The organism is Duganella caerulea (assembly GCF_040362985.1).
GTDB lineage: Bacteria > Pseudomonadota > Gammaproteobacteria > Burkholderiales > Burkholderiaceae_D > Rugamonas > Rugamonas vulcania.
In genome coordinates this window covers 360579-377812 of sequence record NZ_BPWJ01000008.1, presented here as the reverse complement: position 1 = coordinate 377812, position 17234 = coordinate 360579, and the positions used below count along the sequence as shown (strand labels likewise).

The 17234-nt window shown below is 65.0% G+C and carries 15 protein-coding genes; 9 read left to right on the top strand and 6 right to left on the bottom strand.

Going from position 1 to position 17234, the window contains the following annotated elements; translation table 11 throughout:
* Positions 1-7: 7 nt before the first annotated feature.
* The 3 genes from ACUJB0_RS24100 to ACUJB0_RS24090 are packed head-to-tail and all read right to left on the bottom strand — an operon-like array spanning position 8 to position 2400.
* Positions 8-304, bottom strand: a complete 297-nt coding sequence (locus tag ACUJB0_RS24100) for a hypothetical protein (protein WP_161096020.1) — start codon at positions 302-304, stop codon at positions 8-10.
* Between the two features lie 54 nt (positions 305-358).
* Complete coding sequence (locus tag ACUJB0_RS24095; protein ID WP_444847435.1) at positions 359-1939, bottom strand: alkaline phosphatase D family protein; 1581 nt, start codon at positions 1937-1939, stop codon at positions 359-361.
* Between the two features lie 11 nt (positions 1940-1950).
* Positions 1951-2400 (bottom strand): acyl-CoA thioesterase, encoded by a 450-nt coding sequence (locus tag ACUJB0_RS24090; protein ID WP_117014211.1) that lies wholly within the window; start codon positions 2398-2400, stop codon positions 1951-1953.
* A gap of 61 nt (positions 2401-2461) precedes the next feature.
* Here ACUJB0_RS24090 and ACUJB0_RS24085 point away from each other — a divergent pair, with 61 nt between their 5' ends.
* Entirely contained in the window at positions 2462-4324 is a 1863-nt protein-coding gene (locus ACUJB0_RS24085; protein ID WP_444847434.1) for an ABCB family ABC transporter ATP-binding protein/permease, read from the top strand.
* Positions 4325-4334: 10 nt separating this feature from the next.
* Positions 4335-5753, top strand: a complete 1419-nt coding sequence (locus ACUJB0_RS24080) for a M20/M25/M40 family metallo-hydrolase (protein ID WP_444847433.1) — start codon at positions 4335-4337, stop codon at positions 5751-5753.
* On the opposite strand, the gene ACUJB0_RS24075 is transcribed toward ACUJB0_RS24080, so the two are convergent.
* The gene (locus tag ACUJB0_RS24075; protein ID WP_444847432.1) at positions 5750-7309 is read right to left on the bottom strand and encodes a family 43 glycosylhydrolase; all 1560 of its coding nucleotides are present in this window, start codon (positions 7307-7309) and stop codon (positions 5750-5752) included. The two genes, ACUJB0_RS24080 and ACUJB0_RS24075, sit on opposite strands and share 4 nt — an antisense overlap.
* Positions 7310-7479: 170 nt before the next feature.
* Between ACUJB0_RS24075 and ACUJB0_RS24070 the strand changes: the two genes are divergently transcribed.
* Complete coding sequence (locus ACUJB0_RS24070; RefSeq protein WP_444847431.1) at positions 7480-7680, top strand: hypothetical protein; 201 nt, start codon at positions 7480-7482, stop codon at positions 7678-7680.
* 56 nt (positions 7681-7736) lie between these two features.
* On the opposite strand, the gene ACUJB0_RS24065 is transcribed toward ACUJB0_RS24070, so the two are convergent.
* Positions 7737-8990, bottom strand: a complete 1254-nt coding sequence (locus ACUJB0_RS24065) for a dicarboxylate/amino acid:cation symporter (RefSeq protein ID WP_444847430.1) — start codon at positions 8988-8990, stop codon at positions 7737-7739.
* 217 nt (positions 8991-9207) lie between these two features.
* On the opposite strand from ACUJB0_RS24065, the gene ACUJB0_RS24060 reads away from it, so the two are divergent.
* A complete protein-coding gene (locus ACUJB0_RS24060; protein ID WP_444847429.1) occupies positions 9208-9933 on the top strand; it encodes an amino acid ABC transporter ATP-binding protein in 726 nt (241 codons plus the stop codon).
* A gap of 8 nt (positions 9934-9941) precedes the next feature.
* Here ACUJB0_RS24060 and ACUJB0_RS24055 read toward each other — a convergent pair whose 3' ends face one another.
* A complete protein-coding gene (locus ACUJB0_RS24055; RefSeq protein ID WP_444847428.1) occupies positions 9942-10844 on the bottom strand; it encodes a LysR family transcriptional regulator in 903 nt (300 codons plus the stop codon).
* Between the two features lie 105 nt (positions 10845-10949).
* On the opposite strand from ACUJB0_RS24055, the gene ACUJB0_RS24050 reads away from it, so the two are divergent.
* From ACUJB0_RS24050 to ACUJB0_RS24030, 5 genes are all read left to right on the top strand, one after another.
* Positions 10950-12935: an oxidoreductase gene (locus tag ACUJB0_RS24050; RefSeq protein ID WP_444847427.1), complete on the top strand. Its 1986-nt coding sequence runs from the start codon at positions 10950-10952 to the stop codon at positions 12933-12935.
* 75 nt (positions 12936-13010) lie between these two features.
* Positions 13011-14063, top strand: a complete 1053-nt coding sequence (gene pyrC, locus ACUJB0_RS24045; RefSeq protein ID WP_161083517.1) for a dihydroorotase — start codon at positions 13011-13013, stop codon at positions 14061-14063.
* 3 nt (positions 14064-14066) lie between these two features.
* Positions 14067-14864: a DUF3025 domain-containing protein gene (locus ACUJB0_RS24040; RefSeq protein ID WP_444847426.1), complete on the top strand. Its 798-nt coding sequence runs from the start codon at positions 14067-14069 to the stop codon at positions 14862-14864.
* Positions 14865-14909: 45 nt separating this feature from the next.
* Entirely contained in the window at positions 14910-15905 is a 996-nt protein-coding gene (locus ACUJB0_RS24035; protein ID WP_444847425.1) for a Gfo/Idh/MocA family protein, read from the top strand.
* 70 nt (positions 15906-15975) lie between these two features.
* On the top strand, positions 15976-17193 hold the full coding sequence (locus ACUJB0_RS24030; protein ID WP_444847424.1) for an MFS transporter: 1218 nt from the start codon (positions 15976-15978) through the stop codon (positions 17191-17193).
* Positions 17194-17234: the final 41 nt, after the last annotated feature.

Genomic DNA, 17234 nt, shown 5'->3' with positions numbered 1-17234 from the left:
TTTTTTGCTAGTGGTGTTCGAAATGCGGTCCCTTCCTGATGCAGGCGAGCCGTTTGTCCTTCATGGCGGCGGCCAGCCGCTGCCGCACTTCATGATCGTGATCGACATACCCTTCGACGTTGGCCTTGCGGGCGCAATCGGCCCAGTGCTGGTCGTCGACGTCTTGCAGTCTCTCGAACTCGGCCAGTGACAGCACGACCACCGGGTCGCGCTCGGCGTGTTCGACAACTATCGTCTGCGTCAGAGCCTGGTGCAGATAGCTATCCAGCTCTTGCGCGATTTCACTCTCCGTGACTTTCAACATGTAGCGCCTCCATGCGGTGATGGTCTAGCCAGTATAGGCCGTGCCGGGCCCGAATCAAGCGCTAACCAGTCCTGGCCGGCCGTCGCGCACCAGAAAGCTGGCGATGGTCTTAATGGGGCTGGCTGCGTTGTGGACGTCGTCCAGCGCCAGGAACAAGGTGGTGGTGTCGGACGGCGTGATGTTGAGCAGCATGAAGCCGCGCTTGTCGCTGCGTCCGTACTTGAGGCTGTGGTTCATGGCGACATATTGCTCGGTGCGCGCCTGTGGGCGCGACGGCGAGGTGACCGAGGTGCCGACGAACTCGGTGGCGATGACGGGATTGCCCGCCGATCGCGGACGCGTGGGGATGCGGTTGAGCTCGGCGGCGAAGAAGCTGTGGACGTCGCCGCCCAGGATCAGCGGGTTGCTGGCCTTGCTGGCGTGCAGCGCGTCGAACAGGCGCTGGCGCGCGGCCGGGTAGCCGTCCCAACCGTCGGTCCAGACGCGGCCGTCGGACTCCTTGATCACCGGCACCTGGCTGTTCTGTGCCATCAGCGTTTGCTGCGCCAGGATGTTCCAGCGCGCCGGCGACGACGCCAGCCCTTGCTCCAGCCAACGCTGCTGCTCGGCGCCCAGCATGGTGCGGTTCGGATCGCCCAGTTCGGCGCACTCGCGCTTGAGCACGGAGCTGGAGCCGCCGCGGCCGGCAGGCGGGCAGGCGTGATGCGAACGGTACTGGCGGTCGTCCAGCACGTGGAAGCGCGCCAGACGGCCCCAGTCGTAGCGCTGGTACATGCGCAGGTGCGCGAAGTCGGCCGGCGGCACGCGCAGCGGGATGTGCTCGTAGAAGGCCTGGTAGGCGGCGGCCCGGCGCTCGGGGAAGCGCGGGTCCAGCCGCTCGTCGCGGTCGCTGCCGTAGTCGTTGGCGACTTCGTGGTCGTCCCAGGTCACGATCCACGGCGCGGCGAGATGCGCGGCTTGCAGGTCGCGGTCGGTCTTGTACTGGGCGTAGCGGGCGCGGTACTCGGCCAGCGAGAAGCTCTCAGCGGTCCGTAGCGCCGTTTGCGGATGCGCCAGCTGGTACGGGCCCCATTCGTAGATGTAATCGCCCAGGAAGGCCACCAGGTCGGGCGCGGCGGCCGCGATGTGGCGGTGCGCGGCGTAGCTGCCGAACTCCCAGTGCTGGCACGAGGCCACCGCCAGTTTCAGCTGGTCCGGCATGGCGTTGGCGGCGGGCGCGGTGCGGGTGCGGCCAATCGGACTGACGGCCTCGCCCAGCATGAAGCGGTACCAGTACCAGTGCGCGGGCGCCAGGCCGGTGACGTCGACGTGCAGGCTGTGCGCCAGTTCCGGCGTGGCGATGGCCGTGCCCTTGGCGACGATGCGGCTGAAGCGCTCGTCCTCGGCCATCTCCCAGCGCACGCTGAAGGCCAGCTGCGGCGTGGCCGCCGCGTTGAGCGGATCGTGCAGGATGCGGGTCCAGATGATGACGGCGTCCGGCAACGGCGAGCCGGAGGCCACGCCCAGGCTGAACGGATATGACTTGCTGGCGCTGGGTGGCGCGGCTTGGGCGGCACCGGCACCCGCACCGCAGCCGGCGGCCAGCGCGGCCAAGCGGCTGGCGGTGAGCAGGAATGCGCGGCGAGGCTGCTGCATGCCGCGCCGGATCAGGAGCGGATCAGCGTTTCGATCGGCGGCACCTTGCGCGGCTTGCGGTCGGAGTCGGTGGCGACGTAGGTCAGCGTGGCTTCGGTCACCTTGACGGTGCACGCCTGCAGGCGATTACGTTCCGCATACACTTCGACGTTGACGGTAATGGACGTATTGCCAACCTTGACAATATCAGCATAAAACGACAGCAGGTCGCCCACGAACACCGGGTTCTTGAACACAAAGGAGTTCACCGAGATGGTCGCGACGCGGCCGTTGGCGCGGCGGGTGGCCGGCAGCGAGCCGGCGATGTCGACCTGCGCCATGATCCAGCCGCCGAACACGTCGCCGTAGACGTTGGCATCCGACGGCGCCGGCATCATGCGCAATTCCGGCATTTTCCCCGCTGGCAGGCCGCGGTTGACGGTTTCGACTTTGATGGTGGTGGGATTTTCGGGGGAGGTCATCGTGAATTCTCTTGAAGGGCTACAATTACCGGGATTGAACCATAAAAAGCCGACATCCGCCATGCGCCGTTACCCGAACTCCCCGCCCGAACCCGTCAATAACGCCAGCAGCGCCACCCCGCGCAGCGACACGGCGACGCTGAAGACACTCTTCCCTTACCTGTGGGTCTACAAATGGCGCGTGTTGCTGGCGCTGGGCTGCCTGGTCGGCGCCAAGCTGGCCAACGTCGGCGTGCCGGTGGTGATGAAGCGCCTGATCGACAGCCTGACCATTTCGCCAACGCACCCGCAGGCGCTGCTGGTGCTGCCGCTCGGCGCGCTGGTGGCGTACGGCGTGCTGCGCGTGTCCACCACCTTCTTCACCGAGTTGCGCGAGTTCCTGTTCGCGCGCGTCACGCAGCGCGCGGTGCGGACCATCGCGCTGCAGGTGTTCCGCCATCTGCACTCGCTGTCGCTGCGCTTCCACCTGAACCGCCAGACCGGCGGCATGACGCGCGATATCGAGCGCGGCACGCGCGCCGTCGGTTCGCTGATCAGCTACACGCTGTTCAACATCCTGCCTACGCTGGTGGAGATCACGCTGGTGCTGGGCTACCTCGTCACGCACTACGACATCTGGTTCTCGGTGATCACCTTCGTCGCGCTGGTGACCTACATCTCGTTCACCATCTTCATCACCGACTGGCGCACGCACTTCCGCCGCACCATGAACGAGCTGGATTCGAAGGCCAACACCAAGGCCATCGACTCGCTGATCAACTACGAGACCGTCAAATACTTCGGCAACGAGGACTACGAGGCGAAGCGCTACGACGAAGGCTTGCAGCGCTACGAATCGGCCGCCGTCAAATCGCAGACGTCCTTGTCGTTGCTGAACACCGGCCAATCGCTGATCATCGCCACCGCCGTCACGCTGATCCTGTGGCGCGCCACGCAGGGCGTCATCGACGGCAAGATGACGCTGGGCGACCTGGTGCTGGTGAACGCCTTCATGATCCAGCTGTACATACCGCTCAACTTCCTCGGCGTGATCTACCGCGAGATCAAGCAAAGCCTGGCCGACATGGAGAAGCTGTTCGCGCTGCTGGACCAGAACCGCGAAGTGGCCGACGCGCCGGACGCGCAGCCGCTGCTCACGCACGGCGCGCAGGTGCGCTTCAACCACGTGGACTTCAGCTACGAATCCAAGCGCCAGATCCTGTTCGACGTGGACTTCACGATCGCGCCCGGCACCACGACGGCGGTGGTGGGCCACAGCGGTTCGGGCAAGTCGACCTTGTCGCGATTGCTGTTCCGCTTCTACGAGGTCAACGCCGGCGGCATCACCATCGACGGCCAGGACCTGCGCTCGGTCACGCAGGACACGCTGCGCCACGCGATCGGCATCGTGCCGCAGGATACGGTGCTGTTCAACGACACCATCGAATACAACATCGCCTACGGCCAGCCCGGCGCGACGAAAGAGCAGATCGTGGCGGCGGCGCGCGCCGCGTCCATCCACGACTTCATCGACAGCCTGCCGGACGGCTACGCGACCATGGTCGGCGAGCGTGGCCTGAAACTCTCCGGCGGCGAGAAGCAGCGCGTGGCCATCGCCCGCACGCTGCTGAAGAATCCCGCCATCCTGATCTTCGACGAGGCCACGTCCGCGCTGGACTCCAAGGCCGAGCAGGCGATCCAGGCGCAGTTGAAGGAAATCGCCAAGAGCCGCACGACGATGGTGATCGCACACCGCCTGTCAACGGTGGCGGACGCGCAGCAGATCCTGGTGCTGGACCACGGCCGCATCGTCGAACGCGGCACGCACCAGTCGCTGCTGGCGGCGGATGGTTTGTACGCGCAGATGTGGCAACGGCAGCAGGCCAAGGCCGATGAAGAATTGGTGTCGTCGCCCGACGACGCCGTGGACGCAGTCTCTAACTAAGGAATCGACGATGAAGTCTCGTTTTGTGCTGGGTGCGGTGTCTGTCATGATGGCTTGCGTGCAGAGCGCGCACGCCGATCCCACGGAGCAGAAGTTCCGCGCGCTCTACAAGGAGCTGGTCGAAACCAACACCACGCTGTCGTCGGGCAGCTGCACGCTGGCCGCCGAACGTGTCGCCGCGCGATTGAAGACGGCTGGCTTCACCGATTCGCAATTGCACTTGTACGCCGATCCGGCGCATCCGAAGGAGGGCGGTCTGGTGGCCGTCATGCCGGGCAGCGATCCGAAGGCGAAAGCCATCCTGCTGCTGGCGCACATCGACGTGGTCGAGGCCAAGCGCGAGGACTGGGTGCGCGATCCGTTCACGCTGATCGAGGAAGACGGCAAGTTCTACGCGCGCGGCGCGCTGGACGACAAGGCGCAGGCGGCCATCTGGGCCGACACGCTGGTGCGCTTCAAGACCGAAGGCTACGTGCCGCGCCACACGCTGAAGATGGCGCTGACCTGCGGCGAGGAGACTGGAGGCGCCTTCAACGGCGCCGAGTGGCTGACCAAGAACCGCCGTGAGCTGATCGACGCCGGCTTTGCCATCAACGAAGGCGCGGGCGGCGAGCTCGATGCGGCGGGCAAGCGCGTGTCGATGACGGTGCAGGCGGGCGAGAAGGTGTCGCAGAACTACCGGCTGGAAGTGACCAATCGCGGCGGCCACAGTTCGCGTCCGCAGAAGGACAATGCGATCTACCACCTGGCCGGCGCGCTGAAGAAAATCGAAGGCTACACCTTCCCGATTCAGCTGGCCGACGGCAGCCGTGGCTACCTGAAGGGCATGTCGAAGATCCAGTCGGACGAGGGCCACAAGGACGTCGCGGCGGCGATGCTGGCCGTGGTAAAGAATCCCAATGACGCCAAGGCGGTGGCGTTGATCTCGGACCGCAACAGCAGCTGGGGCGCGATGCTGCACACCACCTGCGTGGCGACCATGCTGGACGCGGGCCATGCCACCAACGCGCTACCGCAGCGCGCACGCGCCAACATCAACTGCCGCATCTTCCCCGGCGTGACGCAGGAGACGGTGCGCGAGGCGCTGGTCAAGGCCATCAACGATCCGGCGGTGAAGGTGGAGACGCTGGAAATCCGTGGCGAGAATTCAGCGCCGCCTGAACTGACGCACGCCATCATGGAGCCGGTCGAGAAGCTGACCGCGAAGATGTGGCCCGGCGTGCCGGTGCTGCCCATCTTGCAATCGGGCGCCACCGACGGCCAGTTCCTCAACGCGGCCGGCATTCCGACCTACGGCATCAGCGGCATCTTCCTAACGCCGGACCTGGGCAACATCCACGGCCTGAACGAATACATCGGCGTGCAGTCGCTGATGGAAGGCCGCAGCTTCCTGTATGACCTGGTGAAGGTCTACGCCTCCCAGAACTAGGCCAGCGCGCGGTAGCGGAAATCGCGCATGCGCACAGCGCCCTCGCCGGCGCTGTAGACGCCCGGCTTGAGGCTGAGGAAGCCGCCGAACACGTTGTGGTGCATGCCCGATACCTCCATCTGCCACGGATGCTGGATCCATTCGCCGGCGCCGAGCGCGTACCAGAAGGTGACGATGTTGCGGTCGTTGCGCACGCGGATGCGTACCGTGGACACGGCCATCTTCTCGCGCATCCAGCTTTGCTCCTGGCCGTAGTTATAGGTCCGCATGTGGGTGGTGCTGAAGCCGATGCCGACGAACATGCGCTCGTTGTAGTGCAAGAGCAGGCCGCCATGGCCCTCGCCTGAGATGTCGAGCGTGACGGTGGCTTCGTAACTGCGGTCGCCGGCCGTGCAGGTGAGCGGTGAGCAGTCGGCCGGCGACGTTCCCTTGCCGGCGATGGTCATGCTGCCCGCTTCGCGGCGCACGCGCCGCATTTCGTCCGGCCCCGGATTGAAGAAGCTCCACTGCATGCCGAAGCGGTCCTGCGTAAAATCGTCGGACCATGCGTGGCCGTGCGGGACCGCGCTGCCTTTCTTGGGCATCGGCAGCGGTGACGACAGGTCGCCGCCCTTGGGCTTGAACCAGCCGTCGCTGGTCCATTCGACCGGCTCCAGCAAGGCCTGGCGGCCCAGCGTGCGGTAGCCGTTCTCGTAACCGTGGTAGACCATCCACCAGTCGCCTGCCGGGCCTTCGACCAATGTGGCGTGGCCGCGCGACCACCACATCTCGCTGTCGCTCCGCGTGCGCACCAGCGGATTGTGCGGGCAGTTTTCCCATGGGCCGTGGATGGAGCGCGAACGGGCGGCGATCACCATGTGGCTGGTCGGCGGGCCGGAAGTGCCGCCGACCGCCAGCACCAGGTAGTACCAGCCATTGCGGCGCAACAGCTTCGGGCCTTCTGGCGCGAACATCTCCACCACCCAGTCGGACGGATAGCGCCAAGGTTCGTAGACTTTTTCAAGCGTGCCGACGGTGGCCAGGCCGTCGTCGGTCAGGCCGATGCGGCGCACGCCGTTGACGAACAGGTAGCGCTTGCCGTCCTCGCCGACCGCGTGGCCGGGATCGATGGCGTCGATGTGCAGGTCGACCGGATCGCTCCACGGCCCACGGATGTTGTCGGCCCAGATGACGTAGATGCTGCCTTCGGCGGGGATGTAGATGAAGTAGCGGCCATTGTGCTTGACGAGGTCCATCGCCCACACGCTGCCGATAGGTTTGGTGAGCGCCGCGACGATGGGTTCCCAGTTCACCAGGTCGCGCGAATGCCAGATGACGGCGCCGGGGTAGGACAGGAAGGACGAAAACGTCATGTAGTAATCGTCGCCGTCCTTGAGGATGGTGGGATCGGGATGGTCGCCGGACAGGATGGGATTGAGATAGGTGCCGTTGCCCAGGTCGGCCTTGCGCTGGCCTTCGACGCCGCGTCCCCAGGTGGGCTTGGCGTTGGCCGCCAGCGGCGCCAGCGCGGCGCCCGACAGCAGTGTTTTCAGCGCGGTGCGCCGTGTTGATTTCATGATGTCTCCGCATGCAGATATTGTCGCGGCCCATGGTGCCTAGAGTGACGCGGACATGCAATTACGAAACTCACCAAGCCAGATAACGATTCCGCGCAACGACGTCAGCGCCCGCTTGCTGTGCAGCCGCACAAGGCGCATCATGAATAAACGAAGATGAGGAGAATCCAATGAAAGATGGTTTGATGCTCTTGATTGCCGGCCTGGTTTGCGCGGCTGGCGCGGCGCTATTCTTCAGATTTTTTGGCAACGAGGCGTTCGGCATCATCACATTGGTGATGCTGGTGTGCGTCCTCGCGGACAACGCGCGATTGCGGCGCCGGTTGCGCGAGATGGGCGCCAAGCCCGAGGGCAAGCGCACCTGGCTGTGACGAAAAAAAAGCCACCTCGCTGAACGAGGTGGCTTTCTTGCAGTTGTCTGTATGGCTTACGCGGCCTTGACCAGCTCGACCTCGCCGGGAGCGGCCAGTTCGCCCTCCCACTTGGCGACCACCGCGGTGGCCACGCCGTTGCCGATGACGTTGGTCGCGGAGCGCGCCATGTCGAGGAAGTGGTCGATGCCCAGCAACAGCAGCATGCCCGCTTCAGGAATGTTGAACTGGCCCAGCGTCGCGGCGATCACCACCAGCGAGGCGCGCGGCACGCCGGCCATGCCCTTGGAGGTCAGCATCAGCACCATCATCATCGACATCTGCTGGCCCAGCGACATCTCGATGCCGTAAGCCTGCGCGATGAACACGGTGGCGAAGGTGCAGTACATCATCGAGCCGTCCAGGTTGAACGAGTAGCCGATCGGCAGCACGAAGGCGGCCAGGCGGTTGCGCACACCGAAGCGCTCCAGGCCTTCCAGCGTTTTAGGATAAGCCGCTTCGCTCGACGCGGTCGAGAAAGCCAGCAGCACAGGGCTGCGCAGTTCCTTGAGCAGGCCGAAGATGCGGGTCTTCAGGAAGGCGAAACCAATCACGACCAGCAACAGCCACAGCAGCGCGATGCCGAAGTAGAACTCGGCCATGAACACGCCGTAGGTCGACAGCACACCCAGGCCGCTCTTGGCGATCACGCCCGACACCGCCGCGAACACCGCGAACGGCGCGAACTGCATCACGTAGCCGGTGACCTTGAGCATCACGTGGGCCACGCCGTCCAGCGCGGCGACCATGACGTTGGCTTTCTCGCCGACCGCCGCGGCGGCCGAACCGAAGAACAGCGAGAAGATCACGATCTGCAGGATCTCGTTCTTGCTCATGCCTTCGACGATGGACGCCGGCACCAGGTGGGTGACGAATTCCTTCAGCGTCAGGCCGGACACGACCAGGTCGGACTTGGCGGTGGTGGCGGCCATGTGGCCCAGCAGCGCGTCGCCGGGGCGGAACATGTTGACCAGTACCAGGCCCAGGCTCAGCGACATCACCGAGGCGATGAAGAACCAGCCCAGCGTCTTGATGCCGATGCGGCCCACCTCGGAGGCGTCGCCCATCTTGGCGATGCCGCAGACCAGCGTCGAGAACACCAGCGGCGCGATGATCATCTTGATCAGGCGAAGGAACAGCGTGGTGATCAGCGACATGTAGTCGGCGAAGTCTGTCGGTGTGGCCAAGTGCTTGTTGGCCAGGTAACCGGCGAAGATACCCAGCGCCAGTCCGACGAGGATGTAGGTGGTCAATCGGCTTTGTTTATGCATGTTATGAGCTTCCTGTGGTAGTGTCTCTCTGGGCCTGCGCAGAGGGCGGGGTGTCCGCCGCTGCGCGTGTTCTGCATTGGCTGCAACCGGTATTTTATGGTCCGGCTGATGAAACTATGGGCAAGTTCCGCAGTATCCTTGTGGGCAGAGGCGCTGTCAAGCGCATGTAGAGCCGTACCCGCACGGGTGCGGACAGGCTTTTTTATTCAGCGTGTATATGATTGAAATCGATAACGTCAGTAAGTGGTATGGCCAGTTTCAGGTGCTGGCGGAGTGCACCACCAGTGTGGTGAAGGGCGATGTGATGGTGATTTGCGGGCCTTCCGGCTCCGGCAAATCCACGCTGATCAAGACGGTCAACGGGCTGGAGCCGTTCCAGCAGGGCCGGATTACCGTCGACGGCGTCTCGGTCGGCGACAAAAACACCGATTTGCCGGCGCTGCGGGCGCGGATCGGCATGGTTTTCCAGAATTTCGAGCTGTTCCCCCATTTATCGGTGCGCGACAACCTGAACCTGGCCCAGGTGAAGGTGCTGGGCCGCAGCGTCGACGAGGCCACCGCGCGCGGCCAGCGCTACCTGGACCGGGTCGGCCTGCTGGCGCAGCAGGACAAATTCCCCAGCCAGCTCTCGGGTGGCCAGCAGCAGCGCGTGGCCATCGCCAGGGCGCTGTCGATGGACCCGATCGCCATGCTGTTCGACGAGCCCACCTCCGCGCTGGACCCGGAAATGGTCAACGAGGTGCTGGACGTGATGGTCGGCCTGGCGCAGGAAGGCATGACCATGATGGTGGTCACCCATGAAATGGGCTTCGCCCGCAAGGTGGCCAACCGCGTGGTGTTCATGGACAAGGGCCGCATCCTGGAGGATAGCGCCAAGGATGAATTCTTCGCCGCGCCCCGCTCGGAACGGGCGCGCGATTTTCTCGCCCGGATAATTCATTAATATTTTATCTACAGAGGCGCCGAGTATCCCCTCAGGCTGGCCTGCACGAAATCGATGAACAGCCGCACCCGCGACGGGATCAGGCGCGATTCGATGATCGCGTACACCGGTACCGGCGCGAAATCCCATTCCGGCAGCACCCGTTGCAACTGGTCCCGCTCCAATGCCCCGGCCGCCTCGGGGCCGGCGGAAATCGCCACCCCCATGCCCAGCGAGGCCAGTTTCCTGCACATGCCGACGTTGTTGGTGGCATAGCGCCCGCCGACCTCGACGGTGACCGTCTTCTTGCGCGAGGACAGCGTCCATTGCGCCTTGCCTCCGACCGGGAACGGGATGATGCATTGATGGTTGACCAGGTCGTCGGGATGTTCCAGCGGCGGCGCGCCGCGCAGATATTCCGGCGACGCAAACAGGTAGCGCGGCAACAGGCCCACCTGCCGGGCGATCAACGTCGACGGTGTCGGCGGGGGCTTGCCCATGCGGATCGCACAATCGAAGCCGTCGGTCACCAGGTCGACACGGCGCGACGTCAGGTCCATTTCGAAATCGATTTGCGGATACTGCGCGCTGAAGGCCTTCAGCGACGGCGCAAGGTAGGTGATCGCCAAGTCCACCGGCATCGACACCCGCAGCGTGCCGGTGGGCCGCTCCGCCAGTTCCTGCAGCGATTCGTGCGCGAGGCGCGCCTCGGCCACGATGCTTTCGCAGCGGCGGAAATAGGCTTGCCCGGCCTCGGTCAGCTCGACCTTGCGGGTGGAGCGGTGAAACAGGCGCACGCCGATTTCCTTTTCCAGCTCCGAGATGCGGCGCGACAGCGTGGAATTGGGCATGTCGAGCGTCTCGGCGGCGCGCCGGAACCCTTTGGCGTTGGCGACCGCCACGAACAATTCCATGCTCGATAAAAGTGACATTGCGATTGCTCCATCAGTGGATCAGTGATTTCATTTTAAGCTATTTATCCCACGGGCGAATCAATGGATGATGGCTGCACATTCACTCACTTAGCGAGGCTCCAAATGAACACCTTATCGACAGCAGTGCAAATCGGCCGTTACACCCTGCGCAACCGCATGGTGATGGCGCCCATGACCCGTTCGCGCGCCAACGATGCCGACGGCGTGCAGTCCGAGCTGGCGGTGACCTACTACCGCCAGCGCGCCACGGCGGGCTTGATCGTCACTGAAGGCGTCTTCCCCAGCGCCATGGGCAAGGGCTATGTGCGCACGCCGGGCATCTACAGCGACGAACAGGTGGCCGCGTGGAAGAAGGTGACGGAGGCGGTGCATGCCGAAGGTGGCCGCATCTTCATGCAGCTGATGCACACCGGCCGCATCTCGCATCCCAGCATGCTGCCCGGCGGCGCGCTGCCGGTCGCACCTTCCGCGATCAAGCCTGCGGGGCAGTCCTTTACCGCCGGCGGCTTGATGGATTTCGTCACGCCGCGTGCGCTGGAGACTTCCGAAGTGGCGGACGTGGTGGCCGAATACCGCCTGGCGACACGGCGCGCGCTGGAGGCGGGCTTCGATGGTGTGGAGCTGCATGCGGCGTCGGGCTATCTGCCGGAGCAGTTCCTGGCGTCGGGCAGCAACCAGCGCAGCGACCAGTATGGCGGTTCGATTCCCAACCGCGCGCGCTTCATCCTGGAGGTGCTCGGCGCGATGATCGCGGAAGCGGGAGGCGACCGTGTCGGCATCAAGATCTCGCCGGAGATGGGGTTCAACGACATCAAGGACGACACGCCTGTGGAGACCTACACCTACCTGGTGCGCCAGCTCGCTCCGCTGGGCCTGGCCTATCTACACGTGGCCAAGTTCCAGGCTGAATATGACTACCACGGCGCGCTGCGGCCTTTGTTCAACGGCGCCTACATCCTGGGCGGCGGCCAGACCCGCGAGTCCGGCGAGCAGCGCATCGCGGCCGGCGAGGCTGATGCGGTGGCCTACGGCAGTTCCTTCCTCGCCAATCCCGACCTGCCGCGCCGCTTCGCGTTGAACGCGCCGCTCAACACGCCCAATCCGGCGTTGTTCTACGCCCCGGGGCCGCAGGGCTATATCGACTATCCCGCGCTGGACGACGCCGCAAGCAACCGCGCGCTGCGCATCCATGCCTACGGCGGCGTGGAAGTGATGCAATGGGATGAGGTGCCGATGCCGCAGCCAGGTCCGGGCGAAGTGCTGGTGCGGGTTGCCGCCGCCGGCGTCAATGGCCTCGATTGGAAAATCCGCGATGGCCTGGTCAAGGATATTTTCCAGCTGCCGCTGCCCGCCACGCTGGGTTTGGAATTGGCCGGAGAGGTGGTCGCGGTTGGCGCGGGAGTCGACAGCTTCGTGGCAGGCGACCGTGTGTTTGGCGCGTTGGGCGGCCTGGGCGCCTACGCCAGCCACGTGGCGGTTGCGGCCTCGAAGCTGGCACGGACACCCGCCGCCATTGAAGATGCCACCGCTGCGGCGATTCCAGTCGCCTCGATGACGGCATGGCAGGCGTTGTTTGAAACCGGCCAGCTGCAACGCGGCGAGACGGTGCTGATCCATGGCGCCGCCGGTGGCGTGGGCAGCTACGCGGTGCAGTTTGCCAAACAGGCCGGCGTCCGCGTGCTGGCCACCGCGCAAGGCCGCAACGCCGACCTGCTGCGCAGCCTTGGCGCCGATGAAGTCATCGACTACAAGACCACCCGCTTCGAGGACGTGGCGAAGGATGTTGACCTGGTGTTCGATCTGGTGGGCGGCGAAACGCTGGACCGTTCGTGGCAGGTGCTGTCGCCGCAAGGCCGCATTGTCAGCATCGCCGCACCGGACATCGTCCAGCGCACGCCGGCCGGCCGCCGTGGCAGCTGGCATGCGAACCACCCCGACGGCGAGCTGCTGGCGCGGATCGCGAAGCAGGTGGGCAATGGCGAGTTGACCGTGGTGGTGTCGGAGCTTGTCGCGGCAGGGGAGGCGGCGGCCGCCATCGAGCGCAACAAAACCGGCCACGGCGCAGGGAAGACGGTGATCCGCTTCTGAGACGGTGGCTGACCATGGCGGCGCGAGAGGGTAAAATGACGGGATTCGTCATTGATAGCCTGAAAGCCCGCCGCCATGTCCGACCTCGAACACACCCCAGACAGCATCACCATCGCCCGTCCCGACGACTGGCATTTGCACCTGCGCGACGGCGCCACCCTGGCCAGCGTGCTGCCGCATAGCGCCCGCCAGTTCGGCCGCGCCATCGTGATGCCCAACCTGAAGCCGCCGGTGACCACCACCGCCGCCGCCGAGGCCTATCGCAACCGCATCATGGCCGCTCTGCCTGCTGGCATGAAATTCGAGCCGCTGATGACGCTCTACCTGACCAACAACACGCCGCCGGACGAGATCCTGCGCGCGCAGGAAAGCGGCATTGTCCACGCGGTCAAGCTGTATCCTGCCGGCGCCACCACCAACTCGGACGCCGGCGTGACCGACCTGTCCAACTGCTACAAGACGCTGGAGATGATGCAGGAAGTGGGCATGCCCTTCCTGGTCCACGGCGAAGTCACCGACCAGGACATCGACCTGTTCGACCGCGAAGCCGTTTTCATCGAGCGCGTGATGCGTCCGCTGCGCCGCGACTTCCCGGCGCTGAACATCGTCTTCGAACACATCACCACCAAGCACGCCGCGCAGTACGTGGCCGAAGCAGAAGGCCCGATCGCCGCGACCATTACCGCGCATCACCTGCTGTACAACCGCAACGACATCTTCAAGGGCGGCATCCGTCCGCACTACTACTGCCTGCCGGTGCTCAAGCGCGAAGAACACCGCCTGGCGCTGGTCACCGCCGCCACCAGCGGCGACGAGCGCTTCTTCCTCGGCACCGACTCCGCGCCGCACGCGCAGGGCGCCAAGGAAGCCGCCTGCGGCTGCGCCGGCTGCTACACCGCGCTGCACGCGATGGAGCTGTACGCCGAAGCCTTCGAACGCGCCGGCGCGCTGGACAAGCTGGAAGCCTTCGCCAGCTTCAACGGCCCGGCCTTCTACGGCCTGCCGCGCAACACCGACACCATCACGCTCAAGCGCGAGCAGTGGACGCTGCCGGAAACCCTGCCGCTGGCGGACCAGCAAGTGGTGCCGCTCAACGCCGGCGAAACCATCAACTGGAAAATGGTATAAGCAGTGCTGCAAGCGATAGACTGGCCGCGTCCCTGGTACGACTCGATACGCACCGCGGCCGGCCACCTCTCGGCGGACGTGGCCTTCATGGACACGTTCAACGCGCAGGCCGCCGCACTGGGCCTGCGTAATCACCAGGACTTGCCGATCCACTTCGTTCCGCAGGAATCGCTGCCGGATGGTACGGCGTACGAGGAATTCATCGGCGCCACCGGCGGCGTGCCCACGCGCGATAACCTGCACGACTTCTTCAACGGCCTTGTGTGGCTTAGCTTCCCGCGCATCAAAGTGCAGCTGAACGCCTTGCAGGCGGCGCAGATCGCGCGCGACGGCGTTGGCAAATCGCGCGGCCCCGCACGCGACGGCGCCACCATCTTCGACGAAAACGCCGCCCTGCTGGTGGTGCGCGACAGCGCCGCAGGCCACGCATTGACGGCCGCGCTGCGCGACCATCAATGGCGCGCCGCCTTCATCGAGCAGCGCGCCAGCTTCGGGCCGGACGCGCAAGTCTGGCTGTTCGGCCACGCGCTGATGGAAAAGCTGGTCGCGCCGCGCAAGGCGATCACCGCGCACACCCGCGTGGTGGTGGCCGGCGACGACTTCTTCGCCATGGACCACGTCGCCCGTCGCCACTGGATCGACGCCAGGGTGGCGCAGGACCTGGCCGAACATGGCCTGAGCACCGCCGACTTCACGCCGATGCAGGCGCTGGGCGTGCCGGGCTGGTGGCCGGAGCAGGACGACGCCTTCTACGACGACGCAACGGTGTTCCGCCCCAAGCGCCCACCGGCGGTAGAATAGATTTTTTAACCGACTTCGCCGCCGACGCGGCAGAAAGAGCACGCCATGACGCAGGTAATTCGCTGGGGGATACTCGGCACCGGCAAGATCGCCAAGGCTTTCGCCATCGCCTTGCAGGAGACTCCGGGCGCCAAGCTGGCAGCCGTCGCTTCGCGCACTGTAGATAGCGCTACCAGCTTCGGCGCCGAATACGGCGTGGAGCGCTGCCACGGCAGCTACCAGGCCTTGGCGGACGATCCCGAAGTCGATGTGATCTACATCGGCACGCCGCACCCCATGCACCACGAGAACGCGCTGATGTGCCTACACGGCGGCAAGGGCGTGCTGGTGGAGAAGTCGTTCACCATGAACCGCCGCCAGGCCGAGGACATCATCAACCTCGCGCGCGAGAAAAAGCTGTTCGTGATGGAGGCGATGTGGACGCGCTTCATGCCGGCCGTGGTGGAGGCCAAGCGCATCGTCGACAGCGGCGAGATCGGCGTGCCGGCCAACGTCAGCGCGGACTTCGGCTTCACCTCGGACGCTGGCCCGGAGCATCGCCTGTTCGCACCGGAGCTGGGCGGCGGCGCGCTGCTGGACCTGGGCATCTACCCTTTGTCGATGGCGTCGTTCTTCCTCGGTCCTGTGGCTAGCGCCAAAGCGCAGGCCGAGATGACCGCCACCGGCGTCGACATGCAGACCGCGTTCACGCTCACGCACAAGGACGGCGGCGTATCGTCGTGCGCATGCAGCCTGCGTTCGCGCACGCCGACCGAGCTGACGATCTCCGGCACAAAGGGCTTTGTGCGCCTGCACGACCGCTTCCACAACACCGAGACCATCACCGTCACGCTGGTGGACGGCGCCTCGCGCAGCGAGCGCACCATCAACCTTCCGCGCAGCGGCAATGGTTACACGCACGAAGCGCAGGAAGTGGGGCGCTGCATCCGCGCCGGCTTGATCGAAAGCCCGGTGATGCCGCACGAGGAAACGCTGTCCATCATGGGCACGCTGGACGACATCCGCGCGCAAATCGGCTTGAAGTACCCCGCCGACATTTAAGGCCTTCAAGCGCGGGCGGCGGGAACTGGTTAAAATCGATAGATGTCGTTTCCATAATCAGGTCCCTATCATGTTCGTCGCCTCCCGTGCTCCTTCGCTTAAAACCGTCCTGTTGGCCAGTGGCGTCGTCCTGACGCTGGCCATGGGCGTGCGCCACGGCTTCGGCTTCTGGCTGCAGCCGATCTCCCAAGCCAATGGCTGGACGCGGGAAACCTATTCGCTGGCGCTGGCCCTGCAGAACCTGTTGTGGGGCGTATTCGGCCCGTTCGCCGGCATGGCGGCCGACCGTTACGGCACCATGCGCGTGGTGGTGGTGGGCGCCTTCAGTTACATGGCGGGGCTGGTGTGGATGGCGCTGGTGAAGGATCCGACCTTGTTCGTCCTCGGCTCGGGCGTGTTCATCGGCCTCGGGCTGGCGTGTACCGCGTTCGGCGCGGTCAGCGGCATCATTGGCCGCGTGGCGCCGGTGGAGAAGCGCTCCTGGGCGTTCGGCATCTCCGGCGCGGCCAGCTCCTTCGGCCAGTTCTTGATGATGCCGGTGGAGCAGCAGTTAATTTCAGCGGTGGGATGGCAGACCGCCTTCTATATGCTTGCCGGCCTGGTGCTGCTGCTGATGGTGCCGATGTCCTTCCATCTGCGCGAACCGGCGGTGGAGCATGGCGCCGGCCCGCAGCAAAGCGTGCGCGAAGCGATGCGCGAGGCGGTGGGCAACCGCTCCTTCCTGTTCCTGGTGGCGGGCTATTTCGTGTGCGGCTTCCAGCTGGTGTTCATCGGCGTGCACATGCCGGCGTACCTGAAGGACAAGGGCATCGCCAGTCCTGGCGTCGCGGTGATGGCGCTGGCGTTGATTGGCCTGTTCAACATCTTCGGCTCCTACTACGCGGGCAAGCTGGGAGGGCGCTTCCCCAAGCGCTACCTGCTGTCGGCGGTCTACTTCACGCGGGCGGTGGTCATCGGCCTGTTCCTGCTGGCGCCATTGACGCCGTACTCGGTGTACGTCTTCGCGGCTGCGATAGGATTCATCTGGCTGTCGACGGTGCCTCTGACGAACGGCATCATCGCCGGCATCTTCGGTGTGAAGCACATGTCGATGCTGGCGGGCGTGGTGTTCTTCTCGCACCAGGTGGGGAGCTTCATCGGCGTATGGCTGGCCGGCTACCTGTTCGCAAAGCTGGGCAGCTACGACATCGTCTGGGGCATCGCGATTGGACTGAGCGTGATGGCTGGACTGATCAACCTGCCGATCAACGAGCGCGCCATCGAACGCGGCGCCTTGAAAGCGGCCTGACGATGAAAACCTGGCTGCTGCGCGCAGCCGGCGCCGTGATG